This is a genomic window from Crocinitomicaceae bacterium (genome assembly GCA_016708105.1).
Taxonomy (GTDB): Bacteria; Bacteroidota; Bacteroidia; order Flavobacteriales_D; family Crocinitomicaceae; genus JADJGJ01.
The window spans coordinates 1,166,322-1,190,073 of sequence record JADJGJ010000001.1 but is presented as its reverse complement, the minus strand read 5'-3'; the positions used below and the strand labels follow the sequence as shown (position 1 = coordinate 1,190,073).

At 37.5% G+C, this 23,752-nt stretch carries 20 protein-coding genes and 1 other RNA gene; 7 read left to right on the top strand and 14 right to left on the bottom strand.

The genetic code is table 11. The features are described from left to right. The first annotated feature begins 24 nt into the window (after window positions 1–24). The 4 genes from IPH66_05070 to IPH66_05055 all read left to right on the top strand — a co-directional run bounded on the left by IPH66_05070 (window position 25) and on the right by IPH66_05055 (window position 6,500). Window positions 25–2,094 carry an OmpA family protein gene (locus tag IPH66_05070; GenBank protein ID MBK7128723.1) on the top strand — a complete coding sequence of 690 codons (2,070 nt, stop codon included), beginning with the start codon at window positions 25–27 and terminating at the stop codon, window positions 2,092–2,094. A 105-nt stretch (window positions 2,095–2,199) separates the two neighbouring features. Further along, window positions 2,200–3,234 (top strand): tetratricopeptide repeat protein, encoded by a 1,035-nt coding sequence (locus IPH66_05065; GenBank protein ID MBK7128722.1) that lies wholly within the window; start codon window positions 2,200–2,202, stop codon window positions 3,232–3,234. Window positions 3,235–3,236: 2 nt separating this feature from the next. Next, window positions 3,237–5,327, top strand: coding sequence for a PD40 domain-containing protein (locus tag IPH66_05060; GenBank protein MBK7128721.1), 2,091 nt, complete (start codon window positions 3,237–3,239; stop codon window positions 5,325–5,327). A gap of 84 nt (window positions 5,328–5,411) precedes the next feature. Continuing rightward, on the top strand, window positions 5,412–6,500 hold the full coding sequence (locus IPH66_05055) for a glycoside hydrolase family 3 protein (protein ID MBK7128720.1): 1,089 nt from the start codon (window positions 5,412–5,414) through the stop codon (window positions 6,498–6,500). A 296-nt stretch (window positions 6,501–6,796) separates the two neighbouring features. Here the strand turns inward: IPH66_05055 and IPH66_05050 are convergent, their stop codons facing one another. From IPH66_05050 to IPH66_04995, 12 genes are all read right to left on the bottom strand, one after another. Then, entirely contained in the window at window positions 6,797–7,804 is a 1,008-nt protein-coding gene (locus IPH66_05050) for a bifunctional 3-deoxy-7-phosphoheptulonate synthase/chorismate mutase (GenBank protein ID MBK7128719.1), read from the bottom strand. Continuing rightward, window positions 7,801–8,574 carry a tryptophan synthase subunit alpha gene (locus IPH66_05045; GenBank protein MBK7128718.1) on the bottom strand — a complete coding sequence of 258 codons (774 nt, stop codon included), beginning with the start codon at window positions 8,572–8,574 and terminating at the stop codon, window positions 7,801–7,803. Before IPH66_05045 ends, IPH66_05050 begins: the two co-directional genes overlap by 4 nt. Beyond that, window positions 8,558–9,754 carry a tryptophan synthase subunit beta gene (trpB, locus tag IPH66_05040; protein MBK7128717.1) on the bottom strand — a complete coding sequence of 399 codons (1,197 nt, stop codon included), beginning with the start codon at window positions 9,752–9,754 and terminating at the stop codon, window positions 8,558–8,560. Before trpB ends, IPH66_05045 begins: the two co-directional genes overlap by 17 nt. A 4-nt stretch (window positions 9,755–9,758) precedes the next feature. Next, complete coding sequence (locus IPH66_05035; protein ID MBK7128716.1) at window positions 9,759–10,382, bottom strand: phosphoribosylanthranilate isomerase; 624 nt, start codon at window positions 10,380–10,382, stop codon at window positions 9,759–9,761. Continuing rightward, a complete protein-coding gene (trpC, locus tag IPH66_05030) occupies window positions 10,379–11,176 on the bottom strand; it encodes an indole-3-glycerol phosphate synthase TrpC (protein ID MBK7128715.1) in 798 nt (265 codons plus the stop codon). Before trpC ends, IPH66_05035 begins: the two co-directional genes overlap by 4 nt. Beyond that, window positions 11,173–12,171, bottom strand: a complete 999-nt coding sequence (trpD, locus tag IPH66_05025; GenBank protein MBK7128714.1) for an anthranilate phosphoribosyltransferase — start codon at window positions 12,169–12,171, stop codon at window positions 11,173–11,175. Before trpD ends, trpC begins: the two co-directional genes overlap by 4 nt. A gap of 69 nt (window positions 12,172–12,240) precedes the next feature. Then, window positions 12,241–12,807 carry an aminodeoxychorismate/anthranilate synthase component II gene (locus tag IPH66_05020; protein MBK7128713.1) on the bottom strand — a complete coding sequence of 189 codons (567 nt, stop codon included), beginning with the start codon at window positions 12,805–12,807 and terminating at the stop codon, window positions 12,241–12,243. After that, the gene (locus IPH66_05015; GenBank protein ID MBK7128712.1) at window positions 12,788–14,224 is read right to left on the bottom strand and encodes a chorismate-binding protein; all 1,437 of its coding nucleotides are present in this window, start codon (window positions 14,222–14,224) and stop codon (window positions 12,788–12,790) included. Before IPH66_05015 ends, IPH66_05020 begins: the two co-directional genes overlap by 20 nt. Before the next feature lie 374 nt (window positions 14,225–14,598). Continuing rightward, on the bottom strand, window positions 14,599–15,255 hold the full coding sequence (gene fsa, locus IPH66_05010) for a fructose-6-phosphate aldolase (protein MBK7128711.1): 657 nt from the start codon (window positions 15,253–15,255) through the stop codon (window positions 14,599–14,601). Between the two features lie 54 nt (window positions 15,256–15,309). Then, an RNA gene (gene ffs / locus IPH66_05005) (signal recognition particle sRNA small type) lies at window positions 15,310–15,402 on the bottom strand. 122 nt (window positions 15,403–15,524) lie between these two features. Next, window positions 15,525–17,987 carry a T9SS type A sorting domain-containing protein gene (locus IPH66_05000; protein ID MBK7128710.1) on the bottom strand — a complete coding sequence of 821 codons (2,463 nt, stop codon included), beginning with the start codon at window positions 17,985–17,987 and terminating at the stop codon, window positions 15,525–15,527. Between the two features lie 68 nt (window positions 17,988–18,055). Further along, window positions 18,056–19,069, bottom strand: coding sequence for a WYL domain-containing protein (locus IPH66_04995; GenBank protein ID MBK7128709.1), 1,014 nt, complete (start codon window positions 19,067–19,069; stop codon window positions 18,056–18,058). A 52-nt stretch (window positions 19,070–19,121) separates the two neighbouring features. Between IPH66_04995 and IPH66_04990 the strand changes: the two genes are divergently transcribed. Both IPH66_04990 and IPH66_04985 read left to right on the top strand, forming a co-directional pair. Next, a complete protein-coding gene (locus IPH66_04990) occupies window positions 19,122–19,598 on the top strand; it encodes a C40 family peptidase (protein ID MBK7128708.1) in 477 nt (158 codons plus the stop codon). A gap of 9 nt (window positions 19,599–19,607) precedes the next feature. Further along, entirely contained in the window at window positions 19,608–20,210 is a 603-nt protein-coding gene (locus IPH66_04985) for a hypothetical protein (protein ID MBK7128707.1), read from the top strand. A gap of 6 nt (window positions 20,211–20,216) precedes the next feature. On the opposite strand, the gene IPH66_04980 is transcribed toward IPH66_04985, so the two are convergent. Next, a complete protein-coding gene (locus IPH66_04980; protein ID MBK7128706.1) occupies window positions 20,217–21,671 on the bottom strand; it encodes a TonB-dependent receptor in 1,455 nt (484 codons plus the stop codon). 290 nt (window positions 21,672–21,961) lie between these two features. Here IPH66_04980 and IPH66_04975 point away from each other — a divergent pair, with 290 nt between their 5' ends. Further along, window positions 21,962–23,038, top strand: a complete 1,077-nt coding sequence (locus IPH66_04975; GenBank protein MBK7128705.1) for a CoA transferase — start codon at window positions 21,962–21,964, stop codon at window positions 23,036–23,038. A 39-nt stretch (window positions 23,039–23,077) separates the two neighbouring features. On the opposite strand, the gene IPH66_04970 is transcribed toward IPH66_04975, so the two are convergent. Continuing rightward, window positions 23,078–23,680 (bottom strand): hypothetical protein, encoded by a 603-nt coding sequence (locus IPH66_04970; protein ID MBK7128704.1) that lies wholly within the window; start codon window positions 23,678–23,680, stop codon window positions 23,078–23,080. Window positions 23,681–23,752 lie beyond the last annotated feature (72 nt).

The window sequence follows — 23,752 nt, the reverse complement described above, 5'->3', positions numbered from 1 at the left end:
AAAGAATCTGAAAAAAATGATATCATGAAAAAGTTTTTACTCACACTACTCACACTGATTTCAGTTGTCATGTATGCTCAAGATGTTCCGTTTGAAAAAGATCGTTTTAAAGAACGCAAAGAGGAATTCAAGGCAGCCATGGATGAATTAGAAACTGGTGATGCCCTTTATTATCAATATCCGGCCGACTATGAAGCAGCAGTAGTTCATTACCTTAAAGCTAATGCGTTTAATCCAAGTAGTGGTGATTTGAATTATAAGATTGGTATTTGTTATCGTCACTTTGACAAATATCAGATGAAACCTTATTTTGAGAAAGCATACAATTTAAAACCAACCGTGAGTCAGGATATTCTTTATTATCTGGGTTGGTGTTATCACCTTGAAGGCAACTGGACTAAGGCCATTGAGTACTACAATAATTTTGTCGGAAAGGCAACGGATCCAAATGTGGCAGAATTAAAAACAGATGCTTTCAAAAAAATTCAAGAATGTAAAAACGGTCAACAATTAGAGAGTAAAAGAGCACGTGTATGGATTGACAATATTGGTCCTGAAATTAATACGCAGTATCCTGAATACGCTCCTGTAATTTCAACTGACGAGGCCTTGATGATTTTTACAACACGCAGACCAGATAATGAGGAGATGACTTACGGTGGCTATTTTGAAGACTTATATGTCAGCGAACGAGTGGATGGAGTTTGGGGCAAATCATACCCTATTGGCAAGCCTGTTAACGTAAAAGGACAGCATGATGCAACCATTGGATTATCACCTGACGGACATACGCTGTATGTGTACAATGATGACCGTGGAAATGGTGACATCTACGAATCAACCGACGAAGAAGGAACTTGGTCACAACCGAAACTCATGGAGAAAACTATCAATACTGATGCTCATGAACCTGATGCGTCCTTGACATTTGATGGAAAACGTCTTTATTTTACCAGTGATAAGCCAGGCGGACAAGGCGGGCATGACATTTACTATTCTGATTGGGATGAAGAAAAACAACGCTGGGGTGAAGCAGTAAATTTGGGTACCGTATTAAATACACCCTATGATGAACGCAGTGTATTCATTCACCCTGATGGTGAAACCATGTATTTTGCATCCAAAGGACACAATACCATGGGAGGATATGATTTATTCTATACCAAATTAGTAAATGGCGTATGGACAACACCTGTAAATTTGGGGCCGCCGTTAAATACACCAGATGACGATGTACAATTAGTGGTTGCAGGTAATGGTCGTTTTGGTTATTGTTCTTCATATCGTTCAGGTGGATACGGAGAAAAAGACATTTATCTCATTACATTTTTAGGACCGGAAAAAATGCCTGTCTTATCAAATGAAGACAATCTAATTGCATCAATAACTAAACCTATCAAAGAAAAAACTGAAGAGCCACAATTGGTGAGTGAAGGAAGTAATATGGCTATTCTTACCGGTATTATTCGCGATGAAAAAACAAAGCAACCATTAAAAGCAGAAGTTGTTTTGATTGACAACGAGGCCAACAAAGTAATTGCTGAGTTCACATCAGACGGTGAGACCGGAAAATATTTGGTGTCATTACCCGGTGGAAAAAATTATGGAATTGCCGTGAGAAAAGACGGATATCTTTTCCACTCTGAAAACTTTGTTATTCCTGATGAAAGCGGATTCAGACAATACAATAAAGATGTTGATCTGAAAAAAGTAGAAGTAGGACAAACCATTGTATTGAGAAATATCTTTTTTGATCTTGATAAATATACCTTGCGCCCTGAATCAGTCAATGAATTGGAACGATTGTTAAAACTGCTGCAAGATAATCCAACCATGAAAATTGAAATTTCAGGACATACCGATACCCGAGGAAGTGCAGAACATAACCAAGAACTATCATACAACCGGGCAAAGGCGGTTGTTGATTACTTAGTTGCTCATGGAATTGATGCCGGCAGATTAACGTATGCAGGGTATGGTGAAACACGCACTATTATTTCAGATGCAGAAATTACGGCAATGAAATCTCAAAATGAGCGTGAAGAGGCTCACCAGCAGAACAGACGGACTGAATTCAAAATCATCAGTATGTAAGCGTGACGCGGTTTTTAACAATTAATTTTCAATAAATTCTCACCTCTTTGGCTGAACTGTTGTAAAACAAACAGATAATTGATTAATTTCGCACAAACTTACTCGATGAAATTAACAGTTTTACTGATCAGTTTATTGCCTCTCCTAAGCATTGCCCAGTCACGCAGAAGTATGGCTGCGCGCAGAGCATTTGATCAGGGTATTGAGCAATACCAAGCAGGTAATCTGGACGCTTCATTGTCTTCATTCAATACGGCTATTACTGAAGATTCTACTTTTACTGAAGCTTATTTGAACAGATCATACATTCAGCTTGAACAAAAAAAATATTCAGATGCAATGACAAGTGTTTTGAAAGCACTTGACTACAATAAATTTCAGGCAGCAATCTTTGTTCAAGCCGGCGTTTGCTCATTCTATCTTGAAGATTATAAGGCCTGTATTGATTACTTTAAGCAGGGAATTTCATACGGTGCAAAGGCAGAGTCTGATTATCTTTTTATGGCACGCAGTTTTATGAAAATCGGTGAATTCAGAGAAGCAATTGTTTATTTCACCAAAGCAATAGAACTTAATTCAAGCAGTGAGTCAAACTATCTTGAGCGTGGTGCTGCATACTTTGAAGTAGGTGATTATGAATTGGCCAAAACAGATTTTGAAAAAGCATTAAGCATTAATCCACAATCAGAATTGGGGTTAACAAATATGGCAAATGTTCTGCTTGCGCTTGGAGATAATGAAACCGCAATCACCTATATTGATAAAGCAATTTTAGATTCAGACGGAGATCAAAAAGTGCAGCTTCTGATCATGAAAGGAAATTATTATAAAAACATTGGTGATTTTGAAAATGCATCACTTGCTTACAATGAAGCGTATGCCTTAGACCAGCAAAACGCTATTATTCTCAATAATCAAGCTGCATTATTAATTAAGATGAATGACTTTGAGGGGGCTTTTGAAAAATGTAATCAAGCCATTGAATTGCAACCTGAAATGATGGAAGCTTATTTTAATCGTGGTATTGCCAATGAGATGCTTAGAAATGTTGAGGCAGCCTGTTTAGACTGGGAACAAGCCTTCATTTTGGGTTCATCCATTGCAGAAGAATATCTTAACAGCCCCGTTTGTACTGAATAACCATGAAAAAACTGCTATATACCTTCATGTTATTGATTCTTGCTGTTCAAACCCAAGGACAGGATAAGGATGTGCCTTTTGACAAACGTCTTTTTGAAGATAGAAAAGCTGAGTTTGACGCAGCGATAAAAGAAATTGAAGAAGGAGATTTTTATTTCTATGACGGTGCAGCAAGTGATCTCACTATCTCATTAGAACATTATTTGAAAGCGCAAGCCTTCAATCCATACTCATCCATGCTCAACTATAAAATTGGAGTATGTTATTTATACAGCAACCAAAAATTCAGAAGCCTGTCTTATCTTGAATTCGCGTATAAAGTAAACCCAGAAGTTGATCCTAATATTCGCTTTTATTTAGCACAAGCTCATCAGCTTGCCGGAAATTTTGAAGAAGCCATAGCCTTGTATCGTGAACACAAAGATTTATTGCGTGAAGGAGATGAACCTCAGAGAAATTATATCAATAAAAAAATATCTGAGTGCAGAACAGGACAAGAGCTTAAAGCTAATCCCGTGAGAGTTTGGATTGACAACTTGGGAGACAGCATCAATACAGAATATCCTGAGTTTTCTCCTGTAATTTCTGCTGATAACCGTGTCTTATTTTACACCGGTCGTCGCCCTGATTCGTATGGCGGTGCAAAAGATGAAACCGGAACTTTTTATGAAGACATCTACGCATCATCCAGAAATTATGGTGAAGAGTGGAACGGGTCAGAAAATCTTGGACAACCCATTAATTCCATTTCGCATGATGCTACAGTTGGTTTAGCACCTGATGGTAAATCATTGTTAATTTACAAGGGCATCAACAGTAAAAACGGAGACATTTACATTACCCGTGAAAATCCGGATGGAACTTGGCAAGAACCTGTATCTATCGGATCAAACATCAATACAAAATATCATGAATCAAGTGCCTCCTTATCCTTTGATGAGAAAACTTTGTTCTTTGAATCTGATCAACCGGGAGGATATGGTCAACATGATATTTACGTTTCATACTGGGATGAAGAAAAACAAGAATGGGGACCGCCCCAAAATTTAGGCCCGGTTATCAATACTGAATTTGAAGAGAAAGGTGTTTTCTTTCACCCAGACAACAGAACCTTATATTTTTCATCTAACGGTCACAACAATATTGGCGGATTAGACATTTTCAAAACGGTATATGATCCGGAAACAGGGCAATGGTCAAAACCTGAAAACATTGGATATCCAATCAATACCCCGGATGATGATATTTATTTTGTTGTGACAGGTGATACACGTTACGCTTACTATTCATCTTACCGTGAAGGTGGATTTGGTGAAAAAGATATTTATAAAATTACTTTCCTTGGTGAAGAAAAAGAACCATTGATTGCAGAGGCTGAAGTAGTGAGCAATAGTGATCAAACAAATTATAAACCGAGTCTTATCAAACAATTTGAAGATACCAAACTTTTTATTTTGAAGGGAACTGTTTTTGACGGTAAAACAAAAGTTGGAATATCTGCCAATCTATCTATTACCAATTCAAAAACAAATCAAAAGGTAACTGACATTATCACAAATCCTGACGGAACATACAGCGTTACCTTGGTGCCCGGTGAAACGTATGCGATAACAGTTTCCGGCTCATCGTATACCATCGCTTCAAAAACATTACCATCAACTAAAGATGATAACAATAAAGAAATTGAAATGAATTTTGAATTGTATCCGCCATCAGCAGGTACTAGTTTCACATTACACAATATTTATTTTGATTTTGATAAATCTGAGTTGAGACATGAATCAGTAGACGAATTGGATAAGCTGGCAAAAATCATGAAAGAAAATCCAACCCTGGTAATTGAATTGGCAGGGCATACTGACCGCCGTGGTTCTGCAGAATACAACATGGAACTTTCTAAACAAAGAGCTGAAGTAGCTAAAGCATATCTTGTTGCAAAAGGCATTGATCCGTCACGCATCAAAACAACAGGATACGGAGAATCAAAACCAGAAGTATCAGGCAGTGAAATTGATGCCATGGAAAACAACAAAGACAAAGAAGCGGCACACCAACGAAACAGACGAACTGTGGTGAGCATCATCAGTAAGTAATTTCACGTTGAACTTTCTTGTTTTTTATCTGGCAGAATTTCAATTTTATCAAATCTCCTTTTGTCTTTTGAAATATCTTGTTTTATGAAAAAAGCACTACTCCTTATTTTTATTTGCAGTTCAAGTATCATGGTCAACGCGCAACGGTTTTCATTAGAAGATTTTTTTGTGTATGATGCCACCTTAGAGCAAATAACTGATAGCATTTTTGATCAGTTGTCTGATACAGCACGAGTGGGTCAAATGATCATACCGGCTGCAGGTGGACATGGAAAACCAACAGAACACATTCATTATTTATTGGAACACAATTATGCCGGTGGAGTGCTTTTGTTAAACGGAACCAAAGAAGGATTTACTGAAATGGTAAAACAATTCAACCAAATTAACGGACAAAACAACGGCTTGCCTCTCCTCTATTCTGCCGATGCTGAACCAAGTTTGATAGGTTATAAAATTAAAGGATGTGCCCCGGTAAAAAAAGCCAACCTGATGGTGAGCAGAGAAGAAGTGAGAATGTATGCGCAATCTATATGCAATGATTTGAAAGATATTGGAATCAATTACAACTATGCACCGGTTGTAGATATGTCACCAAATGAAGCCATCACGTACAGAAGTTTTGGAGACAATTCAGACACTGCTCAAATTTGGTCTAAAATTTTTATTGAAGAGACACAAAGACACGGCATTGTTGCAACCGCAAAACATTTTCCCGGGCATGGCTATGTTGTTGGAGACACCCATAAACAATTGGTTTATATTGATGGTGAAATGAAAGAAGTGGGTAATTACATTCCGCTTATTGATGCCGGAGTTTTATCTATCATGGTTGCGCACATTGCTATAAAAAACAATGACAAATACAACACAAACGACTTGCCATCTACCGTATCAAAAAACATTGTAACAGACCTGCTCAAAGGTGAAATGAATTTTAAAGGTTTGGTTGTGACAGATGCTTTGAACATGGGCGGTGTCGCATCCATCCCGAACTGTGAATTGAAGGCTGCACAAGCCGGTTGTGATTTACTGCTCATGCCTGTGAATGAAGAAAAGGCTGTCCTTGATATTTTGGGTGAAATGCAAAAAGACTCCGCGTTCAAATCTCAGATTTACGCATCAGTTAGAAAAATTATCCGTTTGAAAATTTGTTTGGGGATTGTTTCTTGATTCTATTAACCCAGATTACGAAATAGAACAGTACACCCATTGGGGTTGCAAAATAAAAAACATTCTGTAGGCACAGGTCGCGACCTGTGCCTACGTGGAGAATCTGATTTTGCAACCCGAAGATACATCTTTCCAATTCTATTCCTTAATCCGAGATTAATACTCCAAACTCTCCTTACTTTTTAATTCCGAGGCTTACCTTATTGTTAGTTTATAGTCGCGATGGATATGAGGTATGCGTAGCGCGGACCAAAAATTGGTTGTACATCATTCACCTTGATTCTTTGATTAAGATATTAATCTACAAAAAACGCTTTCAACTGATTTACTTTTTTCACTAATAATTCTGATTCAAAAAAATTCAACGTTTGTTGTGCGTCTGAAAGTGCTTCTTCTGGTTTTTCATGTACTTCAAAAATGATTCCGTCGGCGCCGCTCACTAGTGACGACAGGGCTAATTTGGTTACATAATCGCGCAGCCCAACACCATGTGAGGGATCAGCAATGACAGGCAAATGTGATTTATCTTTTAAAACCTGAATTGCATTAATATCAAACGTATTGCGGTAAGCATTTTCAAAAGTTCTAATGCCACGTTCACATAAAATTAGTTTTTCATTTCCTTTGCTGAAAACGTATTCTGCTGAGTGCAATAATTCTTCAATGGTTCCGCTGATGCCTCTTTTGATCAGAACAGGTTTATCTATTTCACCTAGTGCATCCAGCAAATTAAAATTTTGTGAATTGCGCGCACCTACTTGAAAAATATCTACGTAAGGTTCCATTTCTTTTAGTTGTGATTCCTGCATTACTTCAGAAATGATTTTAATATTTCTCGGTTTGCACACGGCGTGCATAATTTTTAATCCTTCAATTCCCAATCCTCTAAAAGCGTAAGGCGAACTACGTGGTTTAAATACTCCACCGCGCATGATGCGAATATTATTTTTAAAGAGATGATCAGCAATTTTTTCCATTTGATCTTCACTTTCTACTGAGCAAGGACCGGCCATGATGACCGGATTTTCACCACCAATGACAAGGTCATCTTGCAATGCGATACTTGAATAGGATGTTTTCCATTTTTTGCTGACAAGTTGATAGCTGTCTGATACCACGTGAATATCTTTTACACCTGACATATTACCAATGGCACGTATATCAAAAATTATTTTTCCAATGCATACCAGATAATGACCCAATTGTGTACGCACTTCTTTTACAAGATAATTTTTGTTGGTGAGATACGTTTCAATTTCTACCTGCTGTATGGCAGATATATTTTCTCTAAGTTGAATGATCATGATAGATTTTTTATTTCGTTTATAAATTGTAATGTTGTTTGTTCAATCTTATCAGATGAAGAAATTCTGCGGATATATTCAGATCCTATGATTGCTCCCTGCGATATGGAACAAACCCTTTTGAAAGCCTCGTGATTGTTGATGCCAAAACCAATTAAAACAGGAATGGTAAACCCAATTTTTGGCATAATCTCTTTTACTCTATCTATATTTTCGGATGCATTACCTGTTGTCGCATTCGCTGATACTAAGTAGATAAATCCACCTGACACGCGTTTCACTTCATCAATCCGATTTTGTAATGACAAGGGGGATAATAAAAACACGTGATGAATCGCATATTTCTCTGCAAATAATTTATGTTCTTTTTCAAATTCTTCAATCGGTAAATCAGGCAGAATCACACCATCAACTCCACAAGCATGACAAGATTGATAAAATTTCTCAACACCGAATTGCAAAACAGCATTCAGGTATCCCATCAGTAATACCGGTTTATCTGTATGATTCCGCAAGTTTTCAAGTTGACTGAATAAAAGAGATAAGCTCATTCCGTTTGCAAGAGCTTGCGAACTACTTTGTTGAATCACCTTTCCATCAGCCAGCGGATCAGAAAATGGAATACCAATTTCAATCATATCAACACCGGCTTTGTCTAGTGATTCTACAATTTTCAATGTATCACGGAGCTGCGGAAAACCGGCTGTAAAAAATACGGAAAGAATATTTTCCTTTTTATTTTGAAAGAGAGAATCAATTCTGTTTTTCATGTTGATTTAATTTAAATGCGTTGATGTAGGTATCCAAATCTTTATCTCCTCTGCCTGATAAATTCATGACAACACAGTCGTCTCGTTTAAATTTTATTTTTTTTAAGACGGCTAATGCATGAGCACTTTCCAACGCAGGAATGATGCCTTCTGCCTGAGTCAATTCCAATGCAGCATGCAAGGCTTCTTCATCTGTGGCATTCATAAATTGTGCGCAGCCCGAATCAAACAAATGCGCATGCAAGGGTCCAACTCCTGGATAATCAAGCCCTGCAGAAATACTATGTGCCTCCATAATTTGACCATCTTGGTTTTGAATTAGTTTTGTTTTAAATCCGTGAATGATTCCTGTTTTTCCAATACTCATGGTAGCCGCAGTAAAGCCTGAATGCACACCTTTTCCGGCAGCCTCTACGCCAATCAATTTTACTTTTTCATTTTCAATAAAGTGATAAAATGCGCCGGCAGCATTACTTCCTCCACCTATGCATGCAATGATATAATCGGGTTCTGATCGGTTATACTCTGCTTTCAATTGAAGTTTAATTTCATGACTGATCACAGATTGTAATCTTGCCACCAAATCAGGATACGGATGCGGACCAACAACCGAACCAATCAAATAGTACGAGTCTTCAGTGTGATTCATCCAATCGCGAATAGCTTCATTGGTAGCATCTTTTAATGATTTACTCCCTGAAAAAACAGGAACTATTTTTGCTCCTAACATTTTCATCCGACTCACGTTTGCAGATTGCCTCTCTATATCCGTCTGTCCCATATAAACCACGCAGGCTAAGTTCATGAGCGCACAAACAGTTGCTGTAGCCACGCCATGCTGACCGGCACCGGTTTCTGCAATTATTCTTTTTTTACCCATGCGTTTTGCCAACAATACTTGTCCAATAGCATTATTTATTTTGTGTGCTCCGGTGTGATTTAAATCTTCACGCTTGAGCAGAATATTTGTCTCATATTTCTCTGATAATTTTTTTGCACGATATAACGGAGTTGGCCGTCCAACATAGTTTTTCAATAATTCATCAAACTCTTTTTGAAACTCTTCACTTGAAATAATTTGAAGATAATTTTGCTCAAGCTCATGTACGTTATTGTATAATATTTCTGGAATGTATGCTCCACCATATTCTCCATAATATCCTTTAATCGGTTGATTCATTTTTCTATTTTTTTAATTGATTAATTATTTTTTTCAGCTTTGTTGTATCCTTGATTCCTGGTTTGATTTCAAATAGTGAATTGAGATCAATACCAAAAAGCATAGGATGCGCAAGAGAATTAATGGCCTCTGCATCATCAGGGTTTATGCCACCACTGAGAAAGAACGGTATGTTTTCATGATATGATGCTAAAATATTCCAATTGAATTTTTTTCCTGATCCTCCATGCAATGGAGTTTTTGTATCAAACAGAAAATAGTCACAGGCATTCTGATATTCTTTCATTTTGGCTATATCCAATTTGTCATGGACTGAAATTGCTTTGATAACCGTATATTTTTCAGATAACTTTTTGCACAGTTCAGGAGATTCATTCCCGTGCAACTGAATGCTATTTGCCTTACAATTCATGGCTATCTCATTCATCTTTGCCTCATTTTCATTAACAAAAACAGCTACCTTATTATTCAATGCTATCATTTTTTGAAAATCAGCAGAACATAAATTATGATAAGCAAATCTTGCTGAAGGCGAATAAAAAATAAAGCCAAAATAATCAACCCCAAGATCAGCGATATCTTGTATGTTATTTAGATCTGTCAATCCGCATACTTTAATTTTTATCATGACTGTAAGAGTTGATTATACGTATGAATAAAATCACGGCAAGCCTCGTGCGGACGAGCGTGCATCATAAATTCAGTGCCAATTAAAAATCCATGAAAGCCTGCTTCTCTCAATTTCAAGGCATCCTCAGGTCGTGCAATTCCACTCTCAGAAATAATCACAAATTCATCCGGAATTTTTTTAATCAACGAGATGGAATGTTGAATATCCGTTGTCATGTTTTTCAAATTCCGATTATTAATTCCAATCACATCAGCGTTATGATGAATCTTTTCAATTTCAGCCTCATCATGAATTTCAAGCAAAACTTCTAACTTTAGTTCGTGTGCAAATTGAATAAGTTTCTCAATTTCATCATGTGAAAGCACAGACGCGATCAACAATACCGCATCAGCCCCTATTGATTTGGCTTCAAGAATCTGGTACTTATCAATCACAAAATCTTTTCTGAGAATTGGGCAATAATTAAATTTGCGTGCCTGCGTTAAATCTTCGTTTGAACCTCCAAAATATTTTTTATCAGTTAATACAGATAAAGCACAAGCACCAGCCTGCATGTATCCAATAGAAATTTTTTCAATATCTGCATACTGATTGATTACTCCGGCTGAAGGTGATTGCTTTTTATACTCTGCAATAATTCCTGATTTATCAGAACGCAGCAAGTACTTTTTCAGTGAAACAGCATCCGTATTGAAATAAACTGATGTTTCAAGTAATTTCACCGGATACAAGGTTTTTTTCAAATCCACCTCTTGTTTTTTATGCGCGATAATATGTTCAAGTGTTGTCATGTTGATATGATTTTTTTAAAAATTTCTAATGCGCGACCTGAGTCAATTGCTTCAGTGCAAACCGCTAATGCCTCAGGCAATGACGTGCTGGGATGATAGCAACAATAAGCCGTTGCCGCATTCATCAGCACTACCATTTTTTTAGCCTTTGAGGTTTTGTTGCTGAGTACGTCAAGAAATATTTTTGCAGATTCAGCAATAGTTTGCCCGCTTGCTAATTCGGTATTATTTACAAATTCTAAATTCAAATCTGCAGGAGAAATTAATTTCTCAACATGGTTAGAATACATTTTAAATTTGTCAGTCAAACTGATTTCATCATACCCATCTTGCGTTGTAACCACCGTATAATTCAGATTCTGACTTTGCAAATGATAATGATAAAGCCTTGCGGTATGAAGGTTGTAAACACCCACATATTTTGCGGCGATATTAACCGGGTTAGTGAGCGGACCAACGAGATTGAACAAAGTTCTGAACCCGATTTCTTTTCTGATGCCTCCCAATTTTTTCAGCGCCGGATGAAACAAAGGAGCATGTAAGAAACATAGATTATGTTCATCCAATTGTTTTAATAAATCATCTCCATTAGCGGTGAACCCGTATCCAAAATAATTCAAAATATCAGAAGAACCACTTACTGATGTTGAGCCAAAATTTCCGTACTTAGCCACCGGAACTCCAGTTGCGGCAAGCACAAATGCACTGAGCGTAGAAATATTGAATGTGTTTTTACCATCACCACCCGTGCCACAGACATCTAAAGTTGGCGTATCAAAAATCAATTTAATTCCGCGCTCATTCACCGCATCTATCATGCCTTCTAATTCATCTTGCATGATATTTCTTGATTGAAAAAAAGCAAGAACAGAAGCTACCTGAACTTCATTGAGTTCATTATCTAACATGGCGTGAATAAGTTGTCCGGTTTCATGCCGGTTTAACAAATTGCCTAGCGACAATTTTTCAAAATTTTGTTTGGTTATACTATTCATATAGATACAAGAATTGTGATTTCACATTCAAAAAGAATCTGGTTAAAAAATTGGGATATGTTTATCAGATCAGGCGTTAAGCCAGTTGTACATCATGGTTTGTCCATGCTCAGACAAAATAGATTCAGGGTGAAACTGTACCCCTTTCACATCATAGTGTTTATGCCTCACTGCCATAATTTCATTAGATGAATCAACAGCCGTAACAAGCAATTGATCAGAGAGTGAGGCACTATCAATCACCCACGAATGATATCTGCCCACCTGAAATTCTTCAGGACATTCAGCAAACAAGGTATCTTGTTCTCTTAGATAAATAGCCGTGGAAACTCCGTGATGCACGGTTTCCAGATTTTTTAATTTAGCACCAAATGCTTCTCCAATAGCCTGTAAACCTAAACATACGCCGAGAATAGATTTTGAAGATGCAAACCGCGCAATTAATTCAGGCATGATACCCGCATCAACCGGTAAACCCGGACCCGGAGACAGAATAATTTTATCATATTTTTCAACATCATTCAATGTGATTTTATCATTCCGTTTCACATCAAAATCAATATCACCAACCTGTTCAACCAAGTGCACCAGATTGTACGTGAAGCTGTCGTAGTTATCAAGCACCAACAATTTCATATTCTTTGCTTTTTTGTATTTGATTAAATGTTGCGGCTTGCTGAATGGCAGCTTTCAATGCACCACATTTATTTTCTGCCTCAGCATTTTCATGCTCAGGTATTGAATGTATAACTACTCCTGCACCTGCCTGAAATGTCAGCGTAAAATCTTTACTTAAGAAAGATCTGATGAGTATTGCATGATTAGTATAACCCTGATGCGTGATAAAACCAATGCAACCTCCATAAAATTGCCGCGATGATTTTTCAATCTTATCAATCAACTGCATTGCCCGGTACTTAGGCGCACCTGATAGCGTGCCCGCCGGAAAAGTTCCGGTTAATATTTCAACTATTTCAGTAGCATCTTTCAATTTACCCTGCACCATACTCACCAGGTGAATGACATGAGAATAAAATTGAATCTCAGCCAATTTTTTTACGTGGACTTCACGACAATACTTACTCAAATCATTTCTTGCAAGATCAACCAGCATCATATGTTCAGATTTTTCTTTAGGATCATGAAAAAGTTTATTTGCCTGTATGAGGTCATCTGTATCACTGCCGGTGCGCTTGTAGGTTCCGGCTATCGGATGAATTTCAGCCGTACCGGCACTCACTTTAATCTGCGCCTCAGGTGATGAACCGAATAATTTAAAATTGCCCATATCAAAATAAAACATGTAGGGTGATGGATTCAAATTGCGCAGCGCACGGTAAACATTAAATTCATCTCCTGAAAATTTCTGAGCATATCGTTTTGATAAAACCAATTGAAAAACATCCCCCGCTTTACAATGTTGCTTTGCTTTTTCAACGGCTTCACAGAATTCATCGTCCGTGCAATTCACTTGCATATTACCAACCGTAGCAAAGGTGAAATTGGTGATTTTCATGGTTTGAATATTTTTTTCTAACCGCTTGATTTGATCTATGCCATCTTGCTGATTGAATGCGTGACTGATCAAATAAGTTGCATCATGTTGATGATCAAAAACCAGCATGAGTGAATAAAAACCATAATAAATATCAGGTAAATCAAATTCTGATTGGGTGTGAAATTCAATATCTTCAAAATATGGGATAGCACTGTATCCGGTATAGCCAAACAAGCCCGCATAACAAAAATCATAGGCTTGATCATCAAAATGAAAAAGCTTGGAAAACGCAGATATTTCTTTCAGACATGCTTGCCTTTCACCCAATAAAATTGTCTCAACCTGCCTACCTATTACTTTAGACATGACACCTTGTTGCACCACAATCTCAGCAAACGGATTAAAACAGATATACGAATAGTGCCCTTGTCTTGAATTATAATCAGCACTCTCTAACAAGAGCGGTTTCTCATAATGATCACGCAAGCTCAGGTAAACAGAAACCGGCGAAAGCGTGTCCGAAAGAATTTTTTTAATGTGCGTGTATATTTTCATGATTACAAATATTTTTTACTGGTTTTTATCTTGAATGAAATTCGGTTGCCTCTCATTTTTGTTTCCAATTTTATTTTCGGTTTCTCTAATCATTTTAATTACTTCAAGTTATTTTTTAATAAATTTTTTGGACAAAAAAAAAGCCCGCTGCGTAAGAACAGCGGGCTTTCTAATGCCTGTATAGATATGTAAATAACCTAGCCGTTCACAACATTTGTCGCGAACCACCACCATGAATTATTTACAAATTGTTTTCTCATTGACGGGACAAAGATATTAAAAAAATGATCTGGTGAAAAAAAAAATTATTCTGCATTTAAAAAAAAAAGACAACCAATATCATCAGTTGTCCTTTTCAAAAAAATAAAAAATATCTATTTATTTCCTTTGGCGTAGTCAGCTAAAAATTTCTCTAGGCCGATATCTGTTAGTGGATGATTTAATAATCCTTTTATTGAACTCAGTGGTCCGGTCATTACATCTGCACCAACCTCAGCGCATTGAATGATATGCATGGTGTGACGCACTGACGCGGCCAGAATTTGGGTATCAAACATGTAGTTATCATAAATCAATCTGATTTGTGCAATCAAATCAATTCCGTTAGTTGATACGTCATCCAAACGTCCAACAAAAGGAGAAAGATAAGTTGCACCGGCTTTAGCGGCAAGAATTGCTTGTCCGGCAGAAAAAACCAAGGTGCAATTTGTTTTAATTCCTTTGTCTGAGAAATAGCGAATAGCTTTAATTCCATCTTTAATCATTGGAATTTTCACCACGATATTCTGATGTAATGATGCCAAATTTTCACCTTCTTTAATCATGCCGGCATAATCTGTAGCAATTACTTCAGCACTTACATCACCATCAACAATATTGCATATATCAACATAATGTTTGAGAATTTTGTCAGCACCGGTGATGCCTTCTTTTGCCATTAACGATGGATTGGTAGTAACTCCGTCCAGAATTCCCATATCATTTGCTTCTCGGATTTCATCCAGATTAGCGGTATCAATAAAAAATTTCATGTGTAAATAATTTGTTTTATAAAATCTGCAGAGAGAAAGAGAAAAAAAAGTGGGTAAGCGATCTGTATCGCACCGCTACAACCATCTACCCTTGCTGTGTTCCCACCCTGGGGGATTTGACAGGAGCTGGTCGTACAGGACTTACCCGGCACAAATTTAGAAAAACATTATGGATATCCTGCAAAAGAAATACGAATATGCAATTCACTCAATAAAAAAAGCCCCTCTATCTAATGACAGAGGGGCTTTTGTAAATTTCAATTTAACGTTTACATGCGTACAATTTTACGTGTAACGGTACCTGAAGTAGTTTTCACAGTTACAAAATAGATACCTGCAGTTTCATTTGACAAATCAAACACTACGTTTCCATTGATAGTTTGAGTAGATGCAATGATACGACCGGTTACATCACGTAACTCAACAGATTGCACATCAGCCTGAACATTAGTCAGATTGATTGTTAACATTCCGTTAGTTGGATTTGGATAAACAGAAATTGCATTAAGTGAACTTTCAGAAATTTCAGATGAAGAGGATGCCTGAATGTTTACCGTGTAATCTTCAGTTTCTCCCCAGGTAGTTGAAGTACATGGATCAATATCACCATCATCAGGGTTGTATGAAATTTTCACACGCATGGTCACCGAACCGGTAACAGCACCTGTTGGTACATTTACAGTAAACGTATTACTCCAACCTGCTGCTACAAGCACGTAGGCTACGTCTTCATTAGCATCATTAAAATCATCATCTCCGTTCCAGTCAATCCATGCAGCAATTTCATCATCTGTGTAGGCAGTATTATCTGTTGTTCCTACCGCAGGCGTGATAGTTAATGTATATGATTGTCCTTTGGTAACATTAGTTGATGTTCCGGTATAATCTGAATAGTTACCACAACCGGTATTGTTGTTAATGGTATTGAATTCAACTATAGAAATAAATTCATCACTTGCTGTGCATGATTGAGTTGAAGTAGAAGTACATGGTCCGGTTGTAGCTGCAACCACAATGTAATTTGATTTAACTTCTGAATCACTTCCCTGTGTGTTGGTAGCTGTGAGGGTGATTGTGTAACTACCAATAGTATTGAAAGTGATTTGAGGATTTTGAGAAGTGGAGTTAGTTCCACCCGCATAAGCCCAACCTGAAGCAGGAGAGACAACCCATGCCCATGAAGTAGGAGAACCGGTAGACTGATCAGTAAATGTCACTGTAGTTCCCGGCGAAACATTGGTTGCGCTTGCAGTAAATTGTGCTGTTGGAGCAACCGGAGCACAAGGTGCCCAGGTTCCGTCTAAGGTCATTACCCCTGAACCTGACGGGTCTAACCAAGGTTCAAGTTGTGATGCGTTGGTTGTACCATCTGTGTCCCAAGCTTTGTTGAATTTTCCATACAAGTCTGGTGAAGTTGGGGTAGAACAATACGATGAACCACCTGAAAGATGACCAACAATGCGGTTGTTTTGATCATAGATTGGTGAACCGGATGAACCGCCTTCAGTAACTCCATGTCCATTTGTTGTTGCCGCCCAAGTTACTTGCCAATGCGCATTAGCCCAGCCTCCGTTATAAGTTGATGATGACAATGAAGAGGTATAGGTAGAAATCTTTTTCTCATCTCCTGCAGGGTGGTGATAACAAATACCTGATGTTGCGCCTGTTGTTGAACGGCTCCAACCTGAAAAATAGGCATCATATCCACTAGGAATAGATGAGTTCAATTCAATCAGTGCAAAGTCAGCACCATCAACCTGACTTCCGGTTGAAGCAGGATGAGTTCCTAATGAAGATGATGCTCTGAAAGTACCACCAGACATAGTTTCTGATAATGCGCCTGAATAGGATGATGTATTGCCGGGTGTACATGTTGGTCGTTGATAATTAAAATACCATACGTGTCCCACGATATCAGCATTTGCATCAGGCTCACCGCAATGGTTAGCAGTGAGAATATATGGTGTGCAATCCTGATCAGTATTATTGACAACCGCAGCTGAACAAACATAAGTTGAAGCGCCAACTTCAAATGAATAATGTACCGCAGATGAACGCTGATCAACGTGTCCTGTAGATTCAGAACATACCGCATCTACCTCACATGAACCGTGTGTACGATCTTCCATGATTTCATCCCCTGTTTCAAAAACAGCCAGACGCGCTTCAAAACCTCTGTAGTAATATGCCACTTTGCTGATTTCAATCACCGGCAATTCAGTGCTGCCTGCAGGCATATAATATTCAAGGGTTAAAAATTCACCCTGAATAATTTCCATGGATTGAAAAACCGGAGTATTTGATGTGTAGGCACCAACATATTGGGAATGTTTTTCATTGTACGCGTGGAGTTTTCCTCCAACCGGAATTTCTACCGGAGAAGAGAAATATAAACTAAGCCCCGTTGCGCCAGGAATTCTAATACCCATTCTCCACACTTTATCTCCGTTAGAGAGATGTGTCCATGTTCCACTATTGCTCATGGAATATGAAACGGGAATATTCACGGCAACGCGGTATGGTTTACCCTTGCTATCGTTTTCTGCATCTTCCTGATTAATTGCATTCATGTCAGGCGCCAACAGTGAGTGCACCTGGTATGATGCATCATAAGGATTGGTTTCATTCACCAATGTTTTTCCAAAGGATGCCGGAATTCCGCCTTCACTGATTTGAGCTTGCAGCGAAAGTATCAGTCCTGCTCCTAAAAAGGTGAGTAAAGATTTTTTCATGGTTTTAAATTTTTTGTGAACTATAGTTTGGGTAAAGATAAGAATTTCATGTGCAGAAAAAACACTGTTTATCCACGATACTGCTGAGCCATGTTGAAAACCATCTGTTGAATTTCGGTTCTTAACGTTTTAGGTTTTACCACCTCCAGTTGATCTCCGAAAGAAAGTAGGGTTCTTTTCAGCTCTTCAGATAAGATAACACGAAGTTCGTAGGTATTTCTGTTGGCGCCTTCTTTCACCAGTTTCTGGCTATTATGCAAAGGCTGAGATTCAAGATATTTTGCGCCAATTTTATCTACTTTAAAATGAATTTCTTCAGGTTCATTTTCATTGGAAGTAATACCCATTGCATGTTTGAAGTAATTGTCAGGGTCAAAATCAACAGGTTTATAATGATGCTCTTTGGATAATTTGAGATCATGCATACGATCAAGGCCAAACGTGATGATTTTATTTTTGTCAGGCGCAAATGAAATGAGGTACCAACGATTTCGGTACTCCTTCAGTAAAAGAGGTAAAACTTTTCTGGGTTTAGGTTTTTCACTTGAATAAGATCCGTAGCTAAACGCAGTCATTCGTTTTTCTTTAATGGCTTTCAATAAATCAGGTAACATAAAGGAGCCTACAGGTTCAGCGGATGTTTCAAACTGAACAAATTTGTCAACGGCAGAATCAAGCGGATTATTTGAAATGTGAACGCGGTCAAATATTTTATTGATGGCAAATCCAAAATTTTTAAATAATGCCATGTCTTTGAATTGCATCAGCGTTTTTGCCGCAAACCGTATTGCGTCTATATCATCTTCATTCAAAGGAATTTTATCAACACTGTAATCAGAATCTTCATAATAGTATCCTTTTTCCAATTTACTGTACTTGATTGGTGCATCAAACTCTTCACGCATCGCAAACATATCCTTCTCAATGGTTGAATCACAAATATCAGAGCCACCTGTTGAACCATACAAAGCTTCTTCACAAGCTTTTCTCAATTGTTCTTTGGTAGGAAATGGTTTGGCTGTATTTCTCAGACAACGATCAATGACCCTGTATCTGAGTTGTGCATTTTTTATTATTGACATGTGTTACTTTTTAAGCGGACTAAAGTTATAAAAACATATTATTTTTGTGATAATGAAAAGGGTAATCGTTATTTTCTTTACGGGTCTCACCCTTCAGGCCTTTGCCTCTGCTGACTCTTTAATGACACAGAGAGACTCAATTGTTTGTTTTGCTTCAGATTATTTGGGCACACCTTACCTTTATGCGGGCACTTCACCAAAGGGTTTTGACTGTACCGGTTTTGTTTACTACGTTTTTAATCACTTTGGCATCAAAGCATCAAGAGCTAGTTCAGGTTATGAAAATTTGAGCAATCATATTGAACAAGAATGCGCTCAACCCGGTGATATTATTTTATTTACCGGAACCGATGCGAGCGTGAGAAGAGTTGGCCATGCCGGCATTGTATATCAAAATGATAACGGAATATTATACTTCATACATAGTTCGTCTTCAAAAAATCACTTTGGCGTAACAATTACAAGATTAAATGATAATAAAGGATACCTCAAGCGTTATCTGCGAATCATTGACATACTCACAAACTAAACTTCTACTATGCAAAATTTAGTCATTACCATTTGTTGTTCTGTTCTGCTACTCGGTGCCTGCGGCAGTGAAACCTCTACTGAGAATCAACCCAACCAACCGGCAGAGGTAAACGAAGTTTCAATTGAAACCTGTTCATGTGATGAACTGAATATTGATAGCACCGGCATGCATACCAAAAGCGGCCAGGCATTCACAGGTATCTGCACTAAAAATTATGAGAATTCAGATGTCATCTATCTTGAAAAAAATCTGCTGCAAGGTAAGCTACACGGTAAAGTGATTTATTATGACAAAAGCGGAGAAGTATTGCTTGAAGAGACTTATGAAAACGGAGTTGCACGCTTAACCGGAAATGCAGAAACTACGTTGACCTGTAACTGTTCTGACTTGGATGTAAAAAATGTTCAAGGCATTGGTGTATATAAATTGAACCAGGTACCATTTACCGGACGCTGTGAAAAATTCTATGAAAACTCATCACAACTTTACATGGAAAGTTATTACAAAAGTGGGTTCTTGCATGGATATACCGTCTATTACAACAGAGACGGTTCCACTATTCTGATGGAAAAATATGAAAACGGGTTATTGGTTAACACCCTGAATTGATTTCAGCTATACGTTTGATTTCTCTCTCTTTTTATTGGTTTGTTCAACCTTAAAATTCTCTTCATTATACCCAAACAAGGTGAAAAATTTAATTGCTTTTGAAACACTATCGGGCACGTCATCTTCCCATGATGAAACGCCGTCTTGAATTTTTTTCAACACATCATCTGAAAGAATATGGAGTAAATCAGGATTATAATTTTTTACTTCTTCTACCTTATTTGTTTTGAGCATATAATCAAATAGCCCTTTGAGGTGATCAGGTAAGTCAAAATTATTGACTCCATAAAAACCATCACCGCTAATACTCATTGCCGGGTAAACAAACATTTTGATATTATGACCAAATCCACGTCCAAAGGCTTCAAGCAAACCACCGTTGAGTGTATTATAATATTTCTCATCAAAAATTGTTTGAAGATTATACACACCCAACAATACACCAATTTTGCAACCCTTGGTAATAGATGATAGATACTCAATCATTTTATAATGTTTGAGATAATTTGAAATCATCACGGTATAGCCCATTGAGCCTAGCAACTCAGCTCTATCAATAAAATCTTTTTCTGAAATTTTGCCGTCGGCGGTCAAATCTTTTAAAGTCAATTCAAGAAGCATGCAGGTATTTTCAGGTTCAACATCGGGCTCATGTAAATATTGCTGCATGCCTTTTTCAATCATATCCACATGAACTTTTGTCATTGGTCTGAAACGACCACGCATTAGCAATACGTTGCGTTTATATAATGCCTCACTAGGTTGTAAAACTGCCCTGCTTTGATCAAACATGGTTGCGTCCGTTAAGCCGTTTTTCACAAGATTTAAAGCAATCACCCGATTATCAATGTGTGCAAAATCTGGCCCTAAAACGCGCAACATATCAATTTCAACACGCTCACGTGGCAAACGATATGTTAACGCAGCAAGAAAGGCATCAATGTTATCCTGATCAAAGTAGGCTGCATGAATCAGGTTAACACCTAAAATTCCTAATGCTTCTTGTTGTCTTTTATTGTTGGTATCATGCAATTTAACGTGCAATACAATTTCACTTGGCTCAACACCAACTTTCATTTGAAATTTCATACCAATCCATCCCTGTCCCTGATTTGTTTTATGGTAGTTGAGAGATTCAACGGTATTGGCAAATACAAAAAAACGGTTGGTTTGCTTTTTTTCAGGCAGTGTTTCACTGAGTGTGTCGTACTCAGTTGAAAGCATTTGCATTAACCTATCTTCACATACATAACGTTTACATTTTCCGTAAAAGCTATCACTCACTTTCATGTCATACGCTGAGCGAGTGTATGCAATAGTACCTGATGATCCGCCGGCCTTGAAAAAATTTGCTGCTACCTCTTGCCCTGCACCTATCTCAGCAAATGCACCGTATATATCATTTGTCAAATTGACAAGCAATGCTTTTTCTTCTGTGGTTAGACCTCTTGAATTTTTCATTTCTCAAATATTTGCTTTCTGCGTGTGCTATCTGATCATAGAACTAGGTTCTTTTTCCTATTCTCAGGATATCATATCAGCTAGATGCTATTGTCTACAAATTTACGAATAAAACGGTTCAGAAGTTACCACAGCTTACTTATTGAAATGCTTTTAGTTAGCTTATAATTGTTCTAATGCAACTATCTCAAAAATATGTTTAACAATTTTATATTCATTTTTCTGACGACACATTTTTTTTACAATCAATTGGCTGATTTTTGTAATTAAAAGAAACATAACTTAGCCACATGATACCAGATACTCTTAAAAATTTAAAAGTGATTGAGCTGGCAGGTGTGTTAGCCGGGCCGTCTGTCGGAATGTTTTTTGCTGAATGTGGTGCACATGTTTTAAAAATTGAAAACAAAAAAACCGGCGGTGATGTGACACGATCATGGAAACTTTCTAATGAATCTAAAGACAGCAATATATCTGCCTATTTCTCTTCAGTGAATTATAAAAAAAATTATCTGATGATTGATTTGTCAGATCAAAAAGAATTGACTCAGATTAAAAATGAAATTGCATCAGCTGACATTGTGATTGTAAACTTTAAAAAAGGAGATGACACACGATACGGATTAGATTATGAAACATTAAAAAAATCAAATCCTACCTTGATTTATGGCTCTATAACCGGATTTGGTGAAAGCAGTGATCGGGTTGCGTACGACTTAATTCTTCAGGCTGAATCAGGTTTCATGGCCATGAACGGCACACCGGATTCGGGCCCTGTTAAAATGCCGGTTGCCTTAATTGATCTGTTGGCAGGGCACCAATTAAAAGAGGGGTTATTGCTTGCATTGCTTCAAAGACAACAAAACGGAAAAGGCACAAAAGTGAGCGTATCACTTTATGAAAGTGCCATTGCCTCATTAGCTAATCAGGCTTCTAATTGGCTGATGGCAAAACATAATCCTCAACCTATCGGAAGTTTGCATCCCAACATCGCTCCCTATGGAGAAATATTTACTACCAGCGACAACCAACTGATCACCTTTGCAATTGGCACTCATAAGCAATTTGAAAATCTTTGTGAATTTCTTGATTTGAAGAACCTAGTTACAGATAAGCAATTTTGCGATAATCAGCAGCGAGTATTACATCGTCAAAAATTGTTTTCTATTTTGAAGGATAAAATCAATCAGAGGTCAACCGATACGATTATGGATTATGCGCACGCACATTTTATTCCGGCAGCTATCATCAAATCAGTACAGGAAGTTTTTGAATCAGCTGAAGCTAAAAATTTAGTTCGCGAAGAAATGATCAATGGAGAATTAACACGCAGAGTAAGCGGTACGGTATTTCATTTTTCAAACTAACTCTGCAATTTATCAGGCAAGATTCAACAAGCCATTGGCTCAATTTTTTTTCTTGCGCAGGGTTCTAATTTTATCTTCAAGAAAACGAATAAATAGTTTGGCTGATTTTTCATCCAATCGTCTGCCTAAAGATTTTTGTTTTGCAAAATAGTTGAACAAAATTTCATCCGTACCTAAACTCCAGTAGGCATTTTCAAAAAAATTACCAAAAGCTGTTGCATCATTTTCATATTGTCTCAGATTTTTGATATTGGCATAAAAATATTGATGCGCCTTGCCGTAACCTAGTATGGCGCGCTTATGCCAAAGCGAATCAGAATCCAGTTTAATAAATTCTTTCCCAAAATAATACCACAATACTGACTTCACCACCTTATATTCAAAATAGAACCAAAATCCTAAAAAGACAATGAGATAAATTAGTTGTTGATCACGTACATCTTCCACCTGATCACTCACCACTTCAAGCGAATATATTCCTCCTGTTAATAGAAAGATCATATAAAACCCAACAAAAGTGAACGCTATCGTCCAGGCTGTGAGAAACCATAACTTCCATTTTAATTTAAGTGGTTCAATAATTACGGTGGTATAATCACCATGATCTTCAGTACTGATTCGGTTGCCAATGTTTATTCCCATGAGAAAAAAAATATCTGCAAAAATAAAGAAGGGAGACCAATAAATCTCCCTTCTTTAAAATGGTTATTAAAA